Origin of the sequence: Cupriavidus sp. YR651, from assembly GCF_900101625.1 — a bacterium.
In the GTDB taxonomy this organism is placed as follows: domain Bacteria; phylum Pseudomonadota; class Gammaproteobacteria; order Burkholderiales; family Burkholderiaceae; genus Cupriavidus.
Genome location: NZ_FMYZ01000030.1, coordinates 1 through 16,388, shown reverse-complemented (window position 1 = coordinate 16,388; position 16,388 = coordinate 1). Strand labels below are relative to the sequence as shown.

Below are 16,388 nucleotides of genomic sequence, written 5' to 3'. Positions count from 1 at the left end.
AGATGACCGTCGCTCAGGCAGCACCCCATCGAGAACCTTGTCGGGGCAGCCGTTGCGGCCTCGCCGAAGCGCGCCAGACACCAAGCGACAGCGTGCCCTGGACGAGCAGGATCTCCGTCATGCCATCGATGAGTTGGCACCGCCCCACCCTGGGCCAGACACCGCTGGTCAGGCCAGCACCACCGCCCTACAGAAAGGTCCAAAACCTAAACCAACTAAAGGCAAACACACACACCACTAAAACGGACATTCTGATCTGGCCGATAGGAGGACATCTCAATTTAGCCTAGACAGCGCACACCACTAAAACGGACATTCTGATCTGGCCGATAGGAGGACATCTCAATTTAGCCTAGACATTTGCCAATGATTCGACAGCGGACCCGCCACATCCGCCCGCTACGTAGATGGCGCCTCGCGACCCTTCTCTGCCGTTTGGCGCGTCCGGGTCGAAGGGCGGGAATCGTCAGTTAAGCGGTCATTGCCGTCCGCCTTGCCGCGACGTTGTTTGGGGCGGACGCGTCAAACGTTTGTAATACGCTTCATGGCAGGGTCTCCCGTCACTGACCGAATTCCAGTATCTCGCCATCGGTCGGGATGCATAGCCGCGATTCGACTCCAGCCTTCTTGGCGGCGCGCCTGAGATCGTCCCGGGTGACGGGGCAATGACTCAGTGCTTCGAGGTGATTCGCAACCACAATACCGGGGGCCAGACGGGTGAGATCGAGGACATCCTCGACACCCATGATGATTTCGCCGCCAAGATCGAAGCGCGCTCCGCCAGCGGGTACCACGCAGATCTGAGGACGGTGTCGCGCAACGAATTCCCTGATAGTGGGCGTTAGTACAGTATCACCACTCAAATACAGAGCAGGCTCGCCGGGCGACTCGATCAGGTAGCCCACGCCGTGCTCCATCAGTTTCCCTATCAGGCCGCGTCCGTGTGTACAGCGTACCGTGCGAATCGTGCCCCCCAGGAACGGGCCTGGCTGTTCATGGTCCTGATGCAATGGCTGTACATTCAGGCCCCGCTCGCTCAGATGCGCTGCATCGTGCGGCGTGCAGATGACTGGAATTTTCCGTTCACGGAGCCATCGCTTCGCAGCGCTGTCCAGATGATCGAAATGACCGCGCTGGCAGTGGGTAATCAGGCAATGTGTCGCGGATTCCAACGCCGACTCGGCGACGTCGGGCAGCGCAATCAGTGGATTGCGCTGCCGGGCGCCAGACAGCCGTAGTGGCGGTAGCGCATGTTTGGGCGCAAGCATGGGATCGACCAAAATGCGGTGGACGCCGATCTCCACGATGATGGTTGCATTGCGTAGTTGTTGGATCCTCATGAAAGCATTCTCCCGATGTGCTTTCATTGTGCCGAGGTCCGCCAGGTGTCAGAATGGCAAACTTGGACATCTTTGATTCATTTTCTGCCATGGCCCTACCGCTTCGGATTGGCTTGCTTGTTTATCCGCATTGCATGCCCGCAGGCTTGCTCGCCTTCTCCGACTTGCTCCATGCCGCCAATCGTCGTGCAGGGAGAGCGATCTTTGCAACGCGTTATGTCGCTGCGCAACCTACTGAGGTCAATTACGGGCAAGGCCTGTCTCTACATGTCAGCGACGCATTCAACGATACAGAGCTTGACGCCGTGATGGTGCCGGGTTTCTGGGCTGAATCGACCTCGCAGATAGAACGCGTGCTTGGCGCCAATGCGGATTTGATCAGGACCTTGGCGGCATGGGATCGTAGCAAGCGACTCTGGGGCTATTGCACTGGCGTCTGCCTGCTGGCCGCTAGCGGCAGGCTGAACGGCCAGCCTGCGACGGTGACATGGTGGGCAGCAGAGGCGATGGACAGGCACTATGGCAAGGTAAGGTGGCAGGTCGAGAAGAGCTGCATCGTCAATGCGCGCACAGCAACGGCTTCTGGCGTAGGCGGCTATCTCCCCATCGCTCAGGCACTTATCGAACGCCATGTCAGCGCGGAAGCCCTGCATGATCTCGCCAGGCTGATGGTGCTTCCGCGTCCAGTCCAGGCGCATGAAGCGTTCCTGGCCATGAGTCTGATTGAACAGGGCAGCCCGATGCTGCGCCGACTGCACGATCTGGTGGCGCAGTTCCCGGCAGAGTCGATCACGGTGGCGCGCCTGGCAGACGCGCTCGGGATGTCGGCGCGCACGTTGGCACGCAAGGCTACTGCCGAGACTGGTGTCTCTATCGCCGAGTATGCACGCAGAATCAAGCTGAATCAGGCCGGTGAGCGGCTCATCTTGACATCGGCACCCGTCAGTACCATTAGCGCCGACCTGGGATTCAGCAGTGACTCCAATATGCGTCGCATGTTCAAAAGCCTGACGTCAATGACCCCGGCTGAGTATCGCAGGAAGTTCTCGCGCCAATTGTGAGGAAGCTGGCAGATGCCTGGGCAGCGCTCCACGGCATCCTCTTTGTATTGCAGATCTAGATTGCATGGGAGGATTTGCCGCAGAAGCCACACCGGCGATTCATGCCGCTGCCGAAGCACTGCTTCTCACCGGCGTTCAGCAGCTAGCCTATCGGTGAAAAACGACAAGATTTCATCGCGCGCTGCGATTGTCGGTTGACCGGCTTCGTCGATCAGGTGAGCACTCACCACGCTGTGCGGGGACCCGACAACGTGTTGAAAAAACGGTGGTATATCTTAATTGGCCGCGCTGTCGGGAAGCACGCGTGCTATAAACCGATCGCCAAGAGCCTCGGAAGAAGCAGCGAACCGCTGCGCCATGCAGTATTTATCTCCCTCGAAGCGGTAGGCCATGACGGTCAAATCATCCCGCTCGAGGCGTTGTCGAACTGCGCGGAGTTCATCCGCATCGATGCCTGTCCTGCAGGGTCGTCGAAGGGTAGCGAAGGCTGGGACATCACTGGTGCGAGTACTGCGCTCTCGAGCATCATTGCGAGCGCAAAATTTCCGGTGAAGCAGATTCCGATCGCACCGACACCCGGTCCGCCGCACTCCTCGTGCGCCCGCCTTGCCAGCGCGCGCAGCCATATAGTTACCGGGCTTGATCCGGCGTCCGCCTTGGCGAAAGCGCGGAATTCAGCGCTGACGCACGCCTTTTAGAGGACGGCTGAGCCCTCCTCTGCAGTCGCGACGGCGCCGTCACGGCCAAATAGCGAAGGCATATATACTGAGAAGCCGGCATCTCGAACCCAGCGACTAAAGCGGGCGACGTGCGGGCTAATGCCTGGCATCTCCGTCATGACGATCACGGCGGGTCCCGCGCCGCTCACGTACACCACTTTCGTTACACCGTCGAGGGTGATATCGAGACGATCGAAATCCGTCAGCGGGTCGTCCTCATTAACGTTCCGCTTCGTTGTCTGCTCAGGGCCTTCGTGTACTTCGGATTCGGCGGAAATGTTCTCGCCAATCTTCACGGGAATGTTATTCATATCAAGCTCCGTTTCCTTATTGGAGCTTGCATTGTCGAATTGCAGTTCCTAAATTTACAGTGTCTGTTATGACATTTTTAGGGCTAAAAGCGACATGCATGACTCTACGATCTTGATACTGGAGAACGCACATCCCGCCAGCGTAGCCTTTGCTCTGGACATCCTTGCGGCCGCGGCGGCTCTCGCGCCGCGGGAGGGAGTGTCGCGTCCCCGATGGAGGGTCTGCTCGGTTGGCGGCAAGGACATAGCCCTGTAAAATGGACTAAGTGTGGCGACGTAGAAGCTGTCAGCGAGGCCGCGTAACGATCGTTCGACTTGGGTGGTGCCTGGCATGGGTGTGGAACAGGCCGCGGCGATCGGGCCGCGCCTGGCGTGTGGCGACGCAGTAAAGGCGACAGCGGCCATCGCAAGACACGTGCAGGCTGGCGGCCAGATCGCTGCCTCATGTTCGTCGGTCGCACTCCCGCTGCCTGGAGCAGGAAGCGCGGTATCGCGCATGCTTCTGATAGACGGCAGGCAGGCGCAGACTCCTTTCATCATGCCCGAGATATTCGCAAGCGGAGACGACGTTGTCGCACGGCTTGCGGTGAGAATAGGAAAATCATTGCCCGATTCACAGACAGTCGCCGAGTTGGCGCAGGAATTCTGCATGTCCGAGCGGACGTTGTCTCGGCATCTACAGCGCGTCACGGGTAGAACGACACTGGCGCTGATTCAGAGCGTCAAACTGCGCAGAGCCAGAGCACTTTTGGAATCCACCCGCATGACGGTTGAACAGGTGGCTGAAGCGGTGGGCTACCAGGACTCAACAGCCCTCCGGCGCATGATGAAGCGTGTCGCTGGGGCGAATCCGAGCCGATACAGACCTGCAATCGTCGTTGCTTAGGGCTGACTGCGACTGAAAGTTGATTAATGCGGCGCCAATGGAGGCAGGTCGTTGCCATTGCTAAAAAGGGAAGACCTGCTACCGATCTATGCCGTGTGGTTGCTGCAGCGGAGGGCGCGATCAATAGAATCGCCTCAAGCGTATTGCGCGAGTCCGTGGCCGAGAGACCAATTCTCTTTCGCGACTTCGACAAGGCTCGCGAACACGTCCTCTGGACGAATGCCGGGACTTTCGCTGAGCAGCTCCGCGATCCTCTGGAACAGCGCTTTCTTCTTGTTCCACGGTGCGGGTGTTGTTCGCGGTGATCTGAATAAACACGAGCTCATCGCTTCGAGCGACGCCAAGATAAGACGAGCCGTAGCGGAAGTTCGCAGCGTCATGCTCCCTGATAGTCATGAACTGGTCATCTTCTGGCACGTTGAACGTTTCGCGCAACGCTCGGTAAAGACTGTCGAAGATCGACCGGTTGAATCCGCAGCCGGGAAGAGCCCGATCACCCTGGCGACCCGCGAACTTGGCCCCAGGGGCAGAAGCGGACCCTAACCGGGCGTCCGCCGCTCTCGACAGAGGGGTTTGCTAACCGCCCATAAGCGGACCCGTGCAAGCGCCTCTGGCGGACTCCCAATCACGGGCGCCTTCTGGGCGCCTGGCTCTTCGGAGCACAGAACGTTCCGCATGCTACTCACGAAGCGAGCGAAAGGGATTCCACAACCCGGCAACAACGTATCCCGCCGCGAGAGCGCCGGCATCCAGCCGGCCCTGGCCCGGTGAATGGCAGTCGAACTGTATCTGTCAGGCTGCACGGACGACGGCTACACTAGCCCGTCCTGAATAACGGGACCCAACAGGCCAGGCACGCCTCGTCGCCGCAACCAATCGCCAACCTTCCATCATCACCATGCTGCAGATACTGGGTAAGGCCTCTTCCGTCAACGTGCGTAAGGTGCTCTGGGCCTGCGCCGAACTGGACCTCGCGTTCACGCGCGAGGACTGGGGATCGGGCTTCCGTCCAACGAGCACGCCGGCGTCTCTTGCCCTCAATCCCAACGCGATGGTGCCGGTGATTCGCGATGGAGACTTCGCGCTCTGGGAGTCGAACACGATCATTCGCTACCTCGCCAACCGCGAGAATGCCACCCACCTGTACCCGACCGCAGCACCGGCCCGTGCACGTGTGGACCAATGGATGGACTGGCAGGCCACCGATCTGAACAAATCGTGGACTTACGCGTTCCTGGCGCTCACCCGGCGTCAACCGGACTACCAGGATCCCGAACAAATCGCGCAGTTCAGCACAGCCTGGACCAGACACATGGCAGTCATCGAGGGACAACTGGAAAGGACCGGAGGCTTCATCGCCGGGGCGTCGTTCACGCTGGCCGACATCCCCATCGGCCTTTCCGTTAACCGTTGGCTCGAAACGCCATTGGCGCACGAAGGCTTCCCGGCCACGCTGGCCTACATGGAACGCATGCGCAGGCAACCGGGCTACGCCGACTACTGTCGCAACGGCACCCCGTGAGCGATCCCGTCCTCTCTCGCACGGCACCCACGATGGACCGACTCGTCGACATGTTCTTCTACGGCCTCCACATGGACGCCGCCGGCCTGGCAACGAAGGGGGTGCATCCGCGCCAGCCGCGCATCGGGCATATCTTCGACCACCGCATCGTGGTGGCGACAAAGGCCATCCTGACACGCGCGCACGGCGAAGTGGCGGAAGGGATGGTCTACGCGCTCACGCACCGCGAGATCGACCGCCTCTATACCGGACTCGACGACTACCGTGCCGAAGCGTTCATCGTGCGGATCGATGACCCGGCGCCGGGCGAGCCGGCCTTCGTTCCGGCATTGGCCATGGTGCACGTCGCCCCATGCATCGATGGCGCCCTCGACGCGGACTACACAGCCCGGCTCGGCACCATCCTCACGGCCTTGGGACTTTCCACTTCGCACTTACCTCGCGTTTGATAAGGCTTTTTCTGGGCTGGCCATCGCCAGATTCGAGAGCACGGCTGAGTGTAGAGCCGCGAAACTGAACCTCATGCACGATAACGAACCGTCGATGTAAGTGCACGTCGGCATCTCGACGGCGCTACGCGACTACGTGCTGATAGCGTTCTCTGAAACGAAGATGCTGATCTACGAAAAGTATCAGGCCGCCTGACGAGGCTCGCTTTATACCCATTTACGACTTAAGGAGGCGTTGTTAATATCTGACGTGTCTGATATTTAACAGGCAACTTGTGAGCGCGTATCCGTCGCACCTGGCTTGACCAGCCGTTCCCGGCCGCCGCGTTCAACAAGCCCCCTTTCGGAGAAAGTTCCCAGGCACACAAATGTGAGCGCGTTCTCCGTCCCAACGGCGTGGTCGGCACACTAACAATGCTCGGCGGTACCACGTGCCATGTGCAGAGGGGGCTCTTACGCGCATCGAAATTTCAGGCAACATGAACAATCCGGACACATTCGAACGCAGCACTCACGTGAGTCGAAAAATTCACCCTGACGCGTTGTCAGCAAGCTTTGCCGCGAGCTACACGGGCATCATGGCGTTTATGGCGGTAGCGAACGAAGGGAGCTTCGCCAAGGCCAGCGAACGCCTGGGCATCGGGCGTTCCGCTGTCAGTCGCAGTGTCCAGAAACTGGAGGCTGAACTCAGTACGCAACTCTTCCTTCGCACCACGCGTACCACGACACTCACGCGCGAAGGCCAGCGCTTCTTCGAGAACTGCCATCGCGGGGTCACGCACATGGTGGACGCCATGGACGACCTCTACGCGCAGCGCATGGGCCCGCCGCGCGGCCTGGTCCACATCAGTGCGTCGGTCGGATTCGGAAAAAAGGTCGTGGCGCCGTTGCTGGATAAATTCACGAAGGCTTACCCCGACATTGACCTCGACCTTCAGCTCGACGACCGGCTCACCGACTTTGCCTCCGATCGGGTCGATGTCGCGTTCCGTAGCGGGCACATCGAGGATTCCAGCATCATCGCCAGGCAGTTGTTGCCGATGAAAATGGCACTGGTGGCCGCGCCGTCGTACGTGGAAGCACACGGGCTCCCCGATACGCCGGACGATCTGCCTGACCACACGTGCATCAACTTCCGTCTCTGGAATGGCCGGTTGCTCGAATGGGATTTCAAGGTCGACGGGCACTCGCGGAAGTATCTGCCTGAGGCCCGCCTCACCTTCAACAATCTCGATCTCATACTGCAGGCAGCCTTGCTGGGACAGGGCATGGCACTGCTGCCGGGCTACCAGGTGCGCCAGCACATCGCGTCAAGGAACCTCGTCGTGGCACTGCCCCGCTACACGCACTGCGATCGCGGGCACTTCGTTTGCTATCCGAGCCGGCAGCACTTGCCTACGCGCACTCGCGTCTTCATCGACTTCATGACCACGGAGATCCGCGCACTCGATCTGGATTGCCTTGACCAATCCAACGTCAATTCGGCACTGTGACGCTTCAAGCTGACCACGCGATTGGTGTCACGGCGACAACACACTGCGCACCGTGACGGCACTACCGGCATCCCACGCCGAAGGCCGGGACCCTTCCAAGCCGTCCGTTCGACAATAGATCGATACAGGTTCGGGGAAAGCCATTTCCGAGACCCCAGCATTAAAGTGGGCGGCGCTCTCGAGATGCGTTGACCACAGCCTCAGAGTCCTTGCTCGCAAGGTGGAAGTGTTGACGGGGCCGGAGCGCCGACGGCGGTGGTCGCCAGACGAGAAGCTTGCGATGGTGCGCGAGAGCTGCGAGCCGGGCAAGACGGTGTCGATGGTGGCGCGCCAGCATGGCGTCAATCCGAATCAGCTCTTTCATTGGCGCAAGCTGTACCAGGACGGCAGCCTATCGGCGGTCAGTGCAGGTGAAGAAGTCGTGCCGGCTTCGGAGCTGAGCGACGCGCTCAAGCAAGTCCGTGAGCTACAGCGGCTCCTGGGCAAGAAGACCATGGAGAACGAGATTCTCCGTGAGGCCGTGGAGGTGATGAAGTCGCGAAAATGGATTGCGCGCTCACCCTCATTGCCGGGGGACGACCTGTGAAGCGGGTCTGCGAAGTTCTCGGTGTGGCGCGCTCAAATGTGGCAGAGAAGCTGGCTCGTCCTGCAGACTGGAAGGATAGGCGCGGTGCCAGGCAAACCGACGATGCGGGGTTGGTCGAGGAGATTCGCAATGCGGTTGCGCATCTGCCCAGCTACGGCTATCGCCGGGTATGGGGCGTTTTGCGGCGGGAACGAGAGCATCGTAGTGCGCCTCCCGTCAACGCGAAGCGGGTCTATCGGGTCATGCGAGTGTACGGCCTGCTGCTGCAACGCAGGGTGGCTCCGCCCCGCCCGCAGCGCAGACATGAAGGTAAGGTCGCGGTAGCGAAGACAAACCAGCGGTGGTGCTCTGACGGCTTTGAATTCCGCTGCGACAACGGCGAGCCGCTGCGTGTGACGTTCGCCCTGGACTGCTGCGACCGCGAGGCGATGAGTTGGGCCGCGACCACTGGTGGGCATAGCGGTGACGTGGTCCGCGACGTGATGTTGGCCGCAGTCGAAAATCGCTTCGGAAACGCGCTGAAAACGCCGACGGAAATTGAATGGCTGACCGATAATGGCTCGGGCTACACGGCAGACAAGACCAAGGCGTTTGCGTCGGCAATTGGCCTGAAGCCACTGACCACGCCGGTTTGCAGCCCGCAGAGCAACGGGATGGCCGAGAGCTTCGTGAAGACCATGAAGCGCGACTATGTCGCCTTCATGCCCAAGCCTGATGCCGAGACGGCTGTTCGCAGTCTGGCTATTGCCTTCGAGCACTACAACGAGCAGCACCCCCATAGCGCCCTGAATTACCGCTCTCCGCGCGAGTTCAGGCGTGTGTCGTGGGGGCAAATCCAAGAGGGATTTCGCCTCTAGCCTCTCGCAGAACCGTACGTGAAACTCTCGCCTCATACGGCTCCCATTATCCAACCTTCGTCCCAACGACACGCCAGTGTACGAACAATCGGGGGTAGACAGCCGCCATTTTGCGTAGCCATTCAACACTACGCCTTTTGTGCCGCGACAGTGTCTTGTACTTCCGTCGGGCCCCATCGCTCGAGCTTCCGATCCACATATTGGAAGATCCCATGCATGGCCATTCGATAGAACGCCCCATAGTAGTTCCACCACCCTTGTATCGTTGGATTGCATAGCTGCGCGAGGTCATCAAGCGTGGCTGGGGTCCGACGATGTAGCCACCAGTCCCGCACCGTTTGTCTCATCCGTTTCAGCGCATCGTTGCTCGCCGCCGGCAGGAAACTAGTGAATCGCCGGTTGTACCTGCTCATTGCCTCTCTCGGTCTGAACGTATAACCGAGAAACGTAAATTGCACGTTCGGATAAACTTGGGTGCGGCTGCTATCCTTGCAGTACACGATCTTCGACTTCTCCGGATGCATCGTCAGTCCACATTCCTCCAGCCGTGATGCAATGGCCCGCATGACCGCCTCGGCCTGCGCCTGCGAGCGGCAATGAACTACCGCATCGTCGGCGTAGCGTGCAAAGGGAGATTGTGGATACGTTCGTCGCATCCAACTGTCGAACGCATAATGCATGAACAGATTCATCAGGATCGGACTGACTACCCCACCCTGGGGTGTACCTCGCGTCCGGGGCAAACTCACCCCATCCGCAGTCTCGAACGGCGCAGTCAGCCACCGCTCGATGTACAGCAGGATCCAGTCGTCCTTGATTTGACTTCGCACCGCCTTCATCAACAACGCATGATCGATCTGATCGAACGCTGCCTTGATGTCAAACTCAACAACCCAGTCATATTTCCAGCAACGCTTGCGCGTCACGGCAATCGCCTGTTTCGCCGACTTGCCAGGCCGATATCCATAAGAATCTTCATGGAATATCGGATCGAGTATCGGCTCGATCATCAGCCGCCACGCGCCTGAATGTAAAGGCTACGATAGATCGCCTCGTGTGACACCTGGTAGTCCTTGTTGACCGCATAGACATGCTTGAGCCAGCCCGCAATCTGCTCGGGGGACCACTGCAGCCTCAGCTTGCCGGCGACGACCCGCGCCAGCACCCGGTTCCTGACAAGCTTACAAAGCTTCGGGCGACGCGCTCGCTCCCAGGCCAGTGCGTCAGCCTGGCTCGCGCGATAGCTCTGCCGCCCGCCATTGCGCTTGAGCTCACGGCTAATGGTAGACGGAGCGCGATTCAGCCGCGATGCAATGGCCCGAATCGAAAGCCCTAACGCCAGCGAGCGCGATATCTCCTCACGCTCGGCAAACGTCAACGCTCGCGCGGCGCGATGGCGTTGTGCTGGTCGAATGCCTCCCGCGTCCGACAAGATCCTCTGGACTGAAGAGTGCCCGCGATCAAATAACCTGGCGATCTCATGAATCGTATCGCCCTTGCGCCAGCGATCCCGCATGAGTGCCTTCTGCGTCTCGGAATAATAGATCCTCGGCCTCTGCTTCATTTGCAACACCTCCACTGCTCACACAGATTCTAGGTGTTGCATCGACCGGTTGAATCCGCATCCAGCTTCCGGCCACTCGTAGCAATATTGCAGGCTGGCGGAGAAGGGTCGGTAATCGCCTCTAAAGCGGCGCAGTTCCAGCGGGGGATAGAACGGATCAGTGACGGCGACTATGGCGTGAAAAAGGGCTGCCCGCTGGAGGCAAGCTGCGAGAGTATCAATAGCATCGGGCTGTCCTACCCCCCGCAGCCAGGATGCGCTTAACGCCGCGAACCTTGAGGCCGCGCGCTGAGGCTTACGACGCAGGCCTGCGCGCCGGCGAAGTCATCACATTGCAGGCCACTGGTATCGACACTCCGCGAATGACCCTGCGGATGGTGCCAAGCAGAGGCCGACTTCAGAGCGACCGAACCGCCCTCCTCGCTCGCCCGCCCTCAACCCTAGAACCTCCATCGCAATCCCAACGTGCCGGTATGGTCCTGGTTGCCGCCACCGAACTGGCCGGTATAGCGCAAGCCAAGCGTGGCCATGGGCGAGATGGCGAAGTCGGCGCGCAGTTCGGCCAGCGCCGCGTTCTGGGCAATCGGCGCACCCGTCACCGTGAACGATTGGCTGCCATCGAACGCCAGCGTGGCAGCCGGGCGCACGTCCCCGAACGCATGGCGCCAGCCGGCTCCAACGTAGAACGCCGCGTCAGTGCCGCCAAACTGGACGCGCGCGCTGGTGCGTAGGCCGAGCGTTGTGGTGGTCAGCGTGTTGCTATCGCCCGGGCTGTGCAGGGCCGCCGAGCCGCCCGTCTCCGCGAAACTGCGCGTGCGTGTGTCGCTCCACGCCACGCCCCCGTACGGTTCGAGCTGGGTTGTCGCCGATAGGGGTATGGCGAAGCCGGCTTCCGTGAAGACTTGCGCCGTGCTGGCATGATAGCTGGCGGTTAGGGACTGGACCGTGTTGCCGCCGAGGTTGGCCTGCCGGTCCGTGTCGGCGTCGTGCCAGCTATAAGCTGTGCCGAACAGCCATTTGAGCTTGCCGCCGCCTAGCGCGAATGCGCGGCCGCCGTAGAGCGTGGCACTGAATGAATCGGTGATGGCGCGCGACGATCGTTCGCTCACACGCATTGTGCTGTTGGCGTAGCCGAACGCGCCGCCGATGCGCCAGCCTTGCCCCACCGCACCGTCGCCACCCAGATAGAAGCCGCCGGTCTGCTGGCGCACGCGTGCTGCATCTGCGCTCCCATGAAAGTTCTGCCAGTTGCCAAGCACTTCCACCCACATCGGCTGGGCGGCGGAAATGGGCAGTGCGGCGGCCGGCAGGAGGCCACTAAGCTGTGCGATGGGCGCGCCGGGCAGCATGCCGGCGGACAGGCTGTCATTCAAATGCGCCAGCGGCAGCGCCCGCGCCCCACCCGCCAGGGTCATCAGACCCGTGGCCACACTGGCGTGGGCCTCCCCGGAAAGGCTGTCGAAGACGACCGGCGGCGCGCCCTCGGGCAACGTCACCACGGCTTCGTGCACCGGGTTGCTGTCCGGCAGGGTCTCCAGTGCGTTAGCCACGGCACGCTGATTGCCGGTGACCGCGGCATCGGCAAAGCGCATCGCACGCGGGGCGCCCCCGCCAGTGCCACCACCTGCGCCCGGAACGAGCGGCGAGTCGGGCGGCACAGGGTCCGTCACCACCTTGCGCGTGAGTGCCAGGGTGACTTCGTTGGTGCCATATGTCAGCGTCGGGTCGAGGAACGCGTAGTTCGAGCTCACCGATGCAAAGCGACCCTGCACCGCTCCTGCCGTCAGGATGCTGTAGCGGCGCGTGGACGCGAAGTTGCCGTCGGGGCCGACATGGACCACCGCACCGCCGAGTGTGGCGGTACCGCTCACCGCCACGCGATCGCTAGCCAACGAGGCCGGGTCTGCTTCCACGCGATAGGTCGAACCCGCCGCCAGCGTCAGGTTGCCGTTGATGGTGAGCGTGCCGATGGAGTTTCCCGGTGCCAGCGTGCCGCCCGATGCAATCACGGTACTGCCGACGCTGCCAGCGCCGCTCAGCGTGGCGCCGTTGTTCACCGTGACCGCCCCTGCCACACTGCCGTTCACGGCCAGCGCGCCCTCGTTCACCGTCGTCGCACCGGTATAGGTATTCGCGCCGCTCAGCGTCAGCGTGCCAGCGCCGATCTTGACCAGCGCCCCGCCGCTGCCGCCACCGGCCCCGCCATCCTCGATCGTGCCGCTCACGGTGGTAGACGTGTTGTTGCCTCCCACGGTCAGGACGTTCTGGCCAAGCTGGAAGCGACCTGCCCCGGCGATGGCGCCGGCGGTAATCCGATGGTCTAACGCCGGACCGGACGTGCCCGAGAAATCGACCCAGCCCCCAGCCTCCGTCACCAACGAGGCGTTGCCAGCGGTACTCCAGCCCCAGAACTCGGTGTAGCTGCCACTGCGGGTCGTCACCTGGCTGTTACCGCCGGTGCTGCCCTCTTGGAACGACATCACGCCGCCGTTGTTGACGATCGTCGCATTGGCCGCCGTGCTGCTGCCGAGCAGGTATGTGAACCCGCCGAGGTTCGTCACCTGCGCATTGCCAAGGCTGCCTGCGCCAAAGAGTTGGATGTAGCCGGATCGATTGACCACCTGCCGGCCACCGAGATCAAAGTTCCCATAAAGGCGAAGCGTGCCGCCATCGACACTGACCCCGCCAGTGCCCAGCGCCCCATTGACATTTGCGCTCAGCGTGCCAGCACTAACCAGCGTGCCACCGGAATAGGTGTTCACGGCGTTCAGGTCGAGCGTGGCGCTCCCCGTCTTGGTCAGACTGCCGGGGCCGTTGATTACACCGTTGTGCGCGAGCGTGCCGTTCGTCACCTCGAACGTACCGCCCCCCGCCCCGAGCGTCGTCGTACGCGCCGTGGTTATGGCTGCGGTCGTCCGCAGTGTGCCGCCGTTCAACCCAAGTGTGCCGGCTGGCGCGCCAAGGTTGGCGTCCGAGGCAATCGCCAGCGTACCGCCCAGGATTTGCCAGCTTGTGATATCGGTGTTGGTACCCGCGAGGGTCCAGACCGAGGCGCCAATTTTCTCGAAATGCTCAAAGCCATGATAGAGGCCGGCGTTGCCGATGCCGCCGGTCAGCGTGGCAGCGCCGGTTTCGCCCGCCAGCACCAACGTGTCGTCATTGCCGTAAGCGTCGATTTGCCCCACGGTGCTGTTGGTCCAGAACTCGAAGCGGTTTGTGCCCCCCGTGAACTGGACAGCCGGCACGCCGGGGCCACCTGCTACGATGGTCCCCTTGTTGACGACGGTCAGATCGCTGCCGCGCACGCCCACGCCGCCGCCTCCTGGAGTTCCGTCAGCGGCCCGCGAACCATCGATGTTCGTGCCGCCCGCGCCGCCGACGCCCCCCGTACCACCCCTGATCGTGCCCTCGTTAATCAGTATGGACCCGCTGGCTAGATCCATGCCGCTCCCGCCTATGCCACCCTTGCCGCCCCGGCTGCCGTAGGAATCGTAGACGCCGTCGCCGCCGTTGCCTCCGGCCCCGCCATTGCCACCCGCCACCACGGCATTTGCTTCGATATGTACCGTGGCGGCGCCGCTCACCAACATGCCGACACCACCGTCGCCGCCGTCGCCAGCGCCTGACAGGCCCGGCATCGGTTTCGAGGCCCCGCCATTTCCGCCATTGCCACCCAAGCCGCCGTACACCCCGCCGCCCGCCTTCACTAGGATCTCGGCGCTGCCCGCGTGGATCAGGCCGTATCCACCCTCGCCACCGCCGCCGCCGCCGCCCTGGTAGCCTGCTAGCGGGTCGGTCGTGTCCGTTCCACCGTTGCCACCCTTGCCGCCGTTGCCGCCGAGCACGCTGGCCGAGATGGTCGTCGGCACAGCGCCCGTCACCATGCCGTCCGCACCCCCGCCGCCGCCGCCACCACCCCCCCCTGTGAACGAGGCATAGTCGAATTGCCCGTCGCCACCATTGCCGCCGAACTGGCCTGGCGCGGTACCCGCTGTGCCGGCCAGCCCCTGCGGCATTGTCTGAGACGAATTGATGCCACCCCAGCCACCGGCCCCGTTGCGAGCGCCACCGCCGCCACCGGTCCCGTCGCCATCGGACACCGTAAGACCGCTTTGACCAGTCTGGCCCGTGGCAAAGCCGCCCCACCCGCCCGGTCGGTAAAAGCTGTAGCCCCCGGCGCCGCCGTTGCCGCCAGCGGCTTGTGCCGGCGACGCGGCGAGGGACATCATGAAGAGGGAGACGGCGCCAGCAACGGCGCGCAGGCACGGCTGTTCACCGACGGTGAGGCTCGAATGTCTTGTCATGCGGATTTGCGGCCGGCTAGGCCGGCGACCCTTTTTTCGTGCGCGGCGGCCGTCTGCTTGCTGGCTATGCCCGCGTTTTCATTGTTTTAATGTGCGGGCGCCTGTGCGAACCTCAGTGGCGTCAGCGAAAAGCCGCAACGGCGCACGCGACTGGCTCCCTTTGAGATGGGATTTTCGCATTTTACGGATGGAAAGATACGCTTACGTGGCCTGGAGTCGCTGTAATCAACCGGCTCAGTTGCTTTTGAACCACTCCGTTACCCTGTCCTTAAGCGGCGCGAAAGATTCGGTGCATCGCCGATGACGGATCAGTTCCGGTCGAACTTCCGAGTTCGGCCAGAAACCGACATCCGGATACCGTCGCCGAAAACGGACACTCAAGATGTCCGTACACAGGGGGCAAGTGCTACCACTCCCTACCGCATGCGATCATTGGGGCAACAGTATTTGATAATGGTTACGCCATGAGAATTGTCGTTACGCGCGATAGCGTTGCAGCCGGGGATGATGTCAATGCCCCGCATCGTTTGGAATTTTCAGTCTCTGACTGTCAAACGATTGACGATGTGCTTCGGCATATCTCGCGACTGAGCTACCTTCCTTCAATATCCGGCGGTGAAGCGACTTGGTCAGCAGTATCTGGTGTCCCGCTCGCTATCTTTGCACAGCAATGGCAAATCCCGAAGCTGTTGACCGCGCCGTCCATGGAACCCGCGAAGCTAGACGAGCGTGCCGATGGCTTGTATCTGCATTTCAACTACCACACACAAATCGACCCGGAGATCGTATTCGCTGTGCTCAGTCGCCTGTCCTTGAGGTCCTTCTGAAAACGGTTGTCCACGCCAGCGCTATTGGTGGCGCTGCCTCGTAGTAGTACGCCGCAGACGAGGAAATGAGTTAGGCGCTCCCGGTTACCACAGGAGCCCGCATTAGGTCGGCTGTGGGCCGTCGGTTCCGACGTAGCGGATCCCGGGCTTGATCGGGCGCTTGCCGGCCGAGGTTGTGTGAAAACGCTAGTGCGTCGCCTAGACTGAAGAAACTTCTCAGCGCGGGACGGTCTATGAAGCGATTCATCGAAGGCGAAGATCGACAGCAAGTTACGCTGTTGCCCGAATGTCTCGACGACTTTATCGGCGAAGACAACCCTGTGCGCGTCATCGATGCCTTTGTTGATGAGCTGGATCTGCATAAGCTCGGCTTTAAGGGCGCGGCTCCTGCATCCACCGGTCGGCCGGCATATCACCCGTCTGTCTTGCTGAAGATTTATATCTATGGCTACCTCAACCATATCCAGTC

13 protein-coding genes and 3 pseudogenes are annotated in these 16,388 nt (G+C 61.5%); 10 read left to right on the top strand and 6 right to left on the bottom strand.

The features are described from left to right. Nucleotides 1-560: 560 nt before the first annotated feature. Complete coding sequence (locus BLR29_RS31170; RefSeq protein ID WP_092143804.1) at nucleotides 561-1,340, bottom strand: MBL fold metallo-hydrolase; 780 nt, start codon at nucleotides 1,338-1,340, stop codon at nucleotides 561-563. A 53-nt stretch (nucleotides 1,341-1,393) separates the two neighbouring features. Here BLR29_RS31170 and BLR29_RS31165 point away from each other — a divergent pair, with 53 nt between their 5' ends. Continuing rightward, nucleotides 1,394-2,401 carry a GlxA family transcriptional regulator gene (locus BLR29_RS31165; RefSeq protein WP_255371540.1) on the top strand — a complete coding sequence of 336 codons (1,008 nt, stop codon included), beginning with the start codon at nucleotides 1,394-1,396 and terminating at the stop codon, nucleotides 2,399-2,401. A 194-nt stretch (nucleotides 2,402-2,595) separates the two neighbouring features. After that, nucleotides 2,596-3,099, top strand: coding sequence for a hypothetical protein (locus BLR29_RS33125; RefSeq protein WP_255371539.1), 504 nt, complete (start codon nucleotides 2,596-2,598; stop codon nucleotides 3,097-3,099). Here BLR29_RS33125 and BLR29_RS33120 read toward each other — a convergent pair. Further along, nucleotides 3,096-3,431 carry a dienelactone hydrolase family protein gene (locus tag BLR29_RS33120; RefSeq protein ID WP_255371538.1) on the bottom strand — a complete coding sequence of 112 codons (336 nt, stop codon included), beginning with the start codon at nucleotides 3,429-3,431 and terminating at the stop codon, nucleotides 3,096-3,098. The two genes, BLR29_RS33125 and BLR29_RS33120, sit on opposite strands and share 4 nt — an antisense overlap. A 331-nt stretch (nucleotides 3,432-3,762) precedes the next feature. Between BLR29_RS33120 and BLR29_RS31155 the strand changes: the two genes are divergently transcribed. Beyond that, a complete protein-coding gene (locus tag BLR29_RS31155; RefSeq protein WP_255371537.1) occupies nucleotides 3,763-4,317 on the top strand; it encodes a helix-turn-helix domain-containing protein in 555 nt (184 codons plus the stop codon). Between the two features lie 134 nt (nucleotides 4,318-4,451). Here the strand turns inward: BLR29_RS31155 and BLR29_RS31150 are convergent. Then, nucleotides 4,452-4,776, bottom strand: a pseudogene (locus BLR29_RS31150) (tautomerase family protein). A gap of 439 nt (nucleotides 4,777-5,215) precedes the next feature. On the opposite strand from BLR29_RS31150, the gene BLR29_RS31145 reads away from it, so the two are divergent. The 5 genes and pseudogenes from BLR29_RS31145 (at nucleotide 5,216) to BLR29_RS31125 (ending at nucleotide 9,224) form a co-directional block, all read left to right on the top strand. Continuing rightward, nucleotides 5,216-5,839, top strand: a complete 624-nt coding sequence (locus BLR29_RS31145; protein WP_092143801.1) for a glutathione S-transferase family protein — start codon at nucleotides 5,216-5,218, stop codon at nucleotides 5,837-5,839. Next, a complete protein-coding gene (locus BLR29_RS31140) occupies nucleotides 5,836-6,288 on the top strand; it encodes a hypothetical protein (protein WP_143018574.1) in 453 nt (150 codons plus the stop codon). The genes BLR29_RS31145 and BLR29_RS31140 overlap by 4 nt, the downstream gene beginning before the upstream one ends. Nucleotides 6,289-6,346: 58 nt before the next feature. After that, nucleotides 6,347-6,500: pseudogene (locus tag BLR29_RS32265) on the top strand (MerR family transcriptional regulator); the annotation flags it as partial. Between the two features lie 267 nt (nucleotides 6,501-6,767). Further along, nucleotides 6,768-7,781 carry a LysR family transcriptional regulator gene (locus BLR29_RS31130; RefSeq protein ID WP_092143795.1) on the top strand — a complete coding sequence of 338 codons (1,014 nt, stop codon included), beginning with the start codon at nucleotides 6,768-6,770 and terminating at the stop codon, nucleotides 7,779-7,781. 220 nt (nucleotides 7,782-8,001) lie between these two features. Continuing rightward, a protein-coding gene (locus tag BLR29_RS31125; protein ID WP_092143792.1) for an IS3 family transposase occupies nucleotides 8,002-9,224 on the top strand; the annotation gives its coding sequence in 2 pieces (ribosomal slippage) (nucleotides 8,002-8,320 and nucleotides 8,320-9,224; 1,224 coding nt in all). Between the two features lie 128 nt (nucleotides 9,225-9,352). On the opposite strand, the gene BLR29_RS31120 is transcribed toward BLR29_RS31125, so the two are convergent. From BLR29_RS31120 to BLR29_RS31110, 3 genes and pseudogenes are all read right to left on the bottom strand, one after another. After that, nucleotides 9,353-10,234 carry a group II intron reverse transcriptase/maturase gene (locus BLR29_RS31120; protein ID WP_255371535.1) on the bottom strand — a complete coding sequence of 294 codons (882 nt, stop codon included), beginning with the start codon at nucleotides 10,232-10,234 and terminating at the stop codon, nucleotides 9,353-9,355. A 5-nt stretch (nucleotides 10,235-10,239) separates the two neighbouring features. After that, a pseudogene (locus tag BLR29_RS31115) lies at nucleotides 10,240-10,788 on the bottom strand (transposase); the annotation flags it as partial. A gap of 440 nt (nucleotides 10,789-11,228) precedes the next feature. Further along, nucleotides 11,229-15,092, bottom strand: a complete 3,864-nt coding sequence (locus BLR29_RS31110; protein WP_092143790.1) for an autotransporter domain-containing protein — start codon at nucleotides 15,090-15,092, stop codon at nucleotides 11,229-11,231. 464 nt (nucleotides 15,093-15,556) lie between these two features. On the opposite strand from BLR29_RS31110, the gene BLR29_RS32255 reads away from it, so the two are divergent. After that, nucleotides 15,557-15,919, top strand: a complete 363-nt coding sequence (locus BLR29_RS32255) for a hypothetical protein (protein ID WP_143018572.1) — start codon at nucleotides 15,557-15,559, stop codon at nucleotides 15,917-15,919. Nucleotides 15,920-16,152: 233 nt separating this feature from the next. Continuing rightward, nucleotides 16,153-16,388 (top strand): transposase (locus BLR29_RS31105; RefSeq protein ID WP_143018571.1); only part of this gene is annotated, 236 nt, incomplete at its 3' end.

Coding starts and splice junctions, on each gene's coding strand:
- BLR29_RS31170 (WP_092143804.1), bottom strand. CDS start 1,340: ATGAGGATCCAACAACTACGCAATGCAACCATCATCGTGGAGATCGGC.
- BLR29_RS31165 (WP_255371540.1), top strand. CDS start 1,394: ATGGCAAACTTGGACATCTTTGATTCATTTTCTGCCATGGCCCTACCG.
- BLR29_RS33120 (WP_255371538.1), bottom strand. CDS start 3,431: ATGAATAACATTCCCGTGAAGATTGGCGAGAACATTTCCGCCGAATCC.
- BLR29_RS31155 (WP_255371537.1), top strand. CDS start 3,763: ATGGGTGTGGAACAGGCCGCGGCGATCGGGCCGCGCCTGGCGTGTGGC.
- BLR29_RS31145 (WP_092143801.1), top strand. CDS start 5,216: ATGCTGCAGATACTGGGTAAGGCCTCTTCCGTCAACGTGCGTAAGGTG.
- BLR29_RS31130 (WP_092143795.1), top strand. CDS start 6,768: ATGAACAATCCGGACACATTCGAACGCAGCACTCACGTGAGTCGAAAA.
- BLR29_RS31120 (WP_255371535.1), bottom strand. CDS start 10,234: ATGATCGAGCCGATACTCGATCCGATATTCCATGAAGATTCTTATGGA.
- BLR29_RS31110 (WP_092143790.1), bottom strand. CDS start 15,092: ATGACAAGACATTCGAGCCTCACCGTCGGTGAACAGCCGTGCCTGCGC.
- BLR29_RS32255 (WP_143018572.1), top strand. CDS start 15,557: ATGAGAATTGTCGTTACGCGCGATAGCGTTGCAGCCGGGGATGATGTC.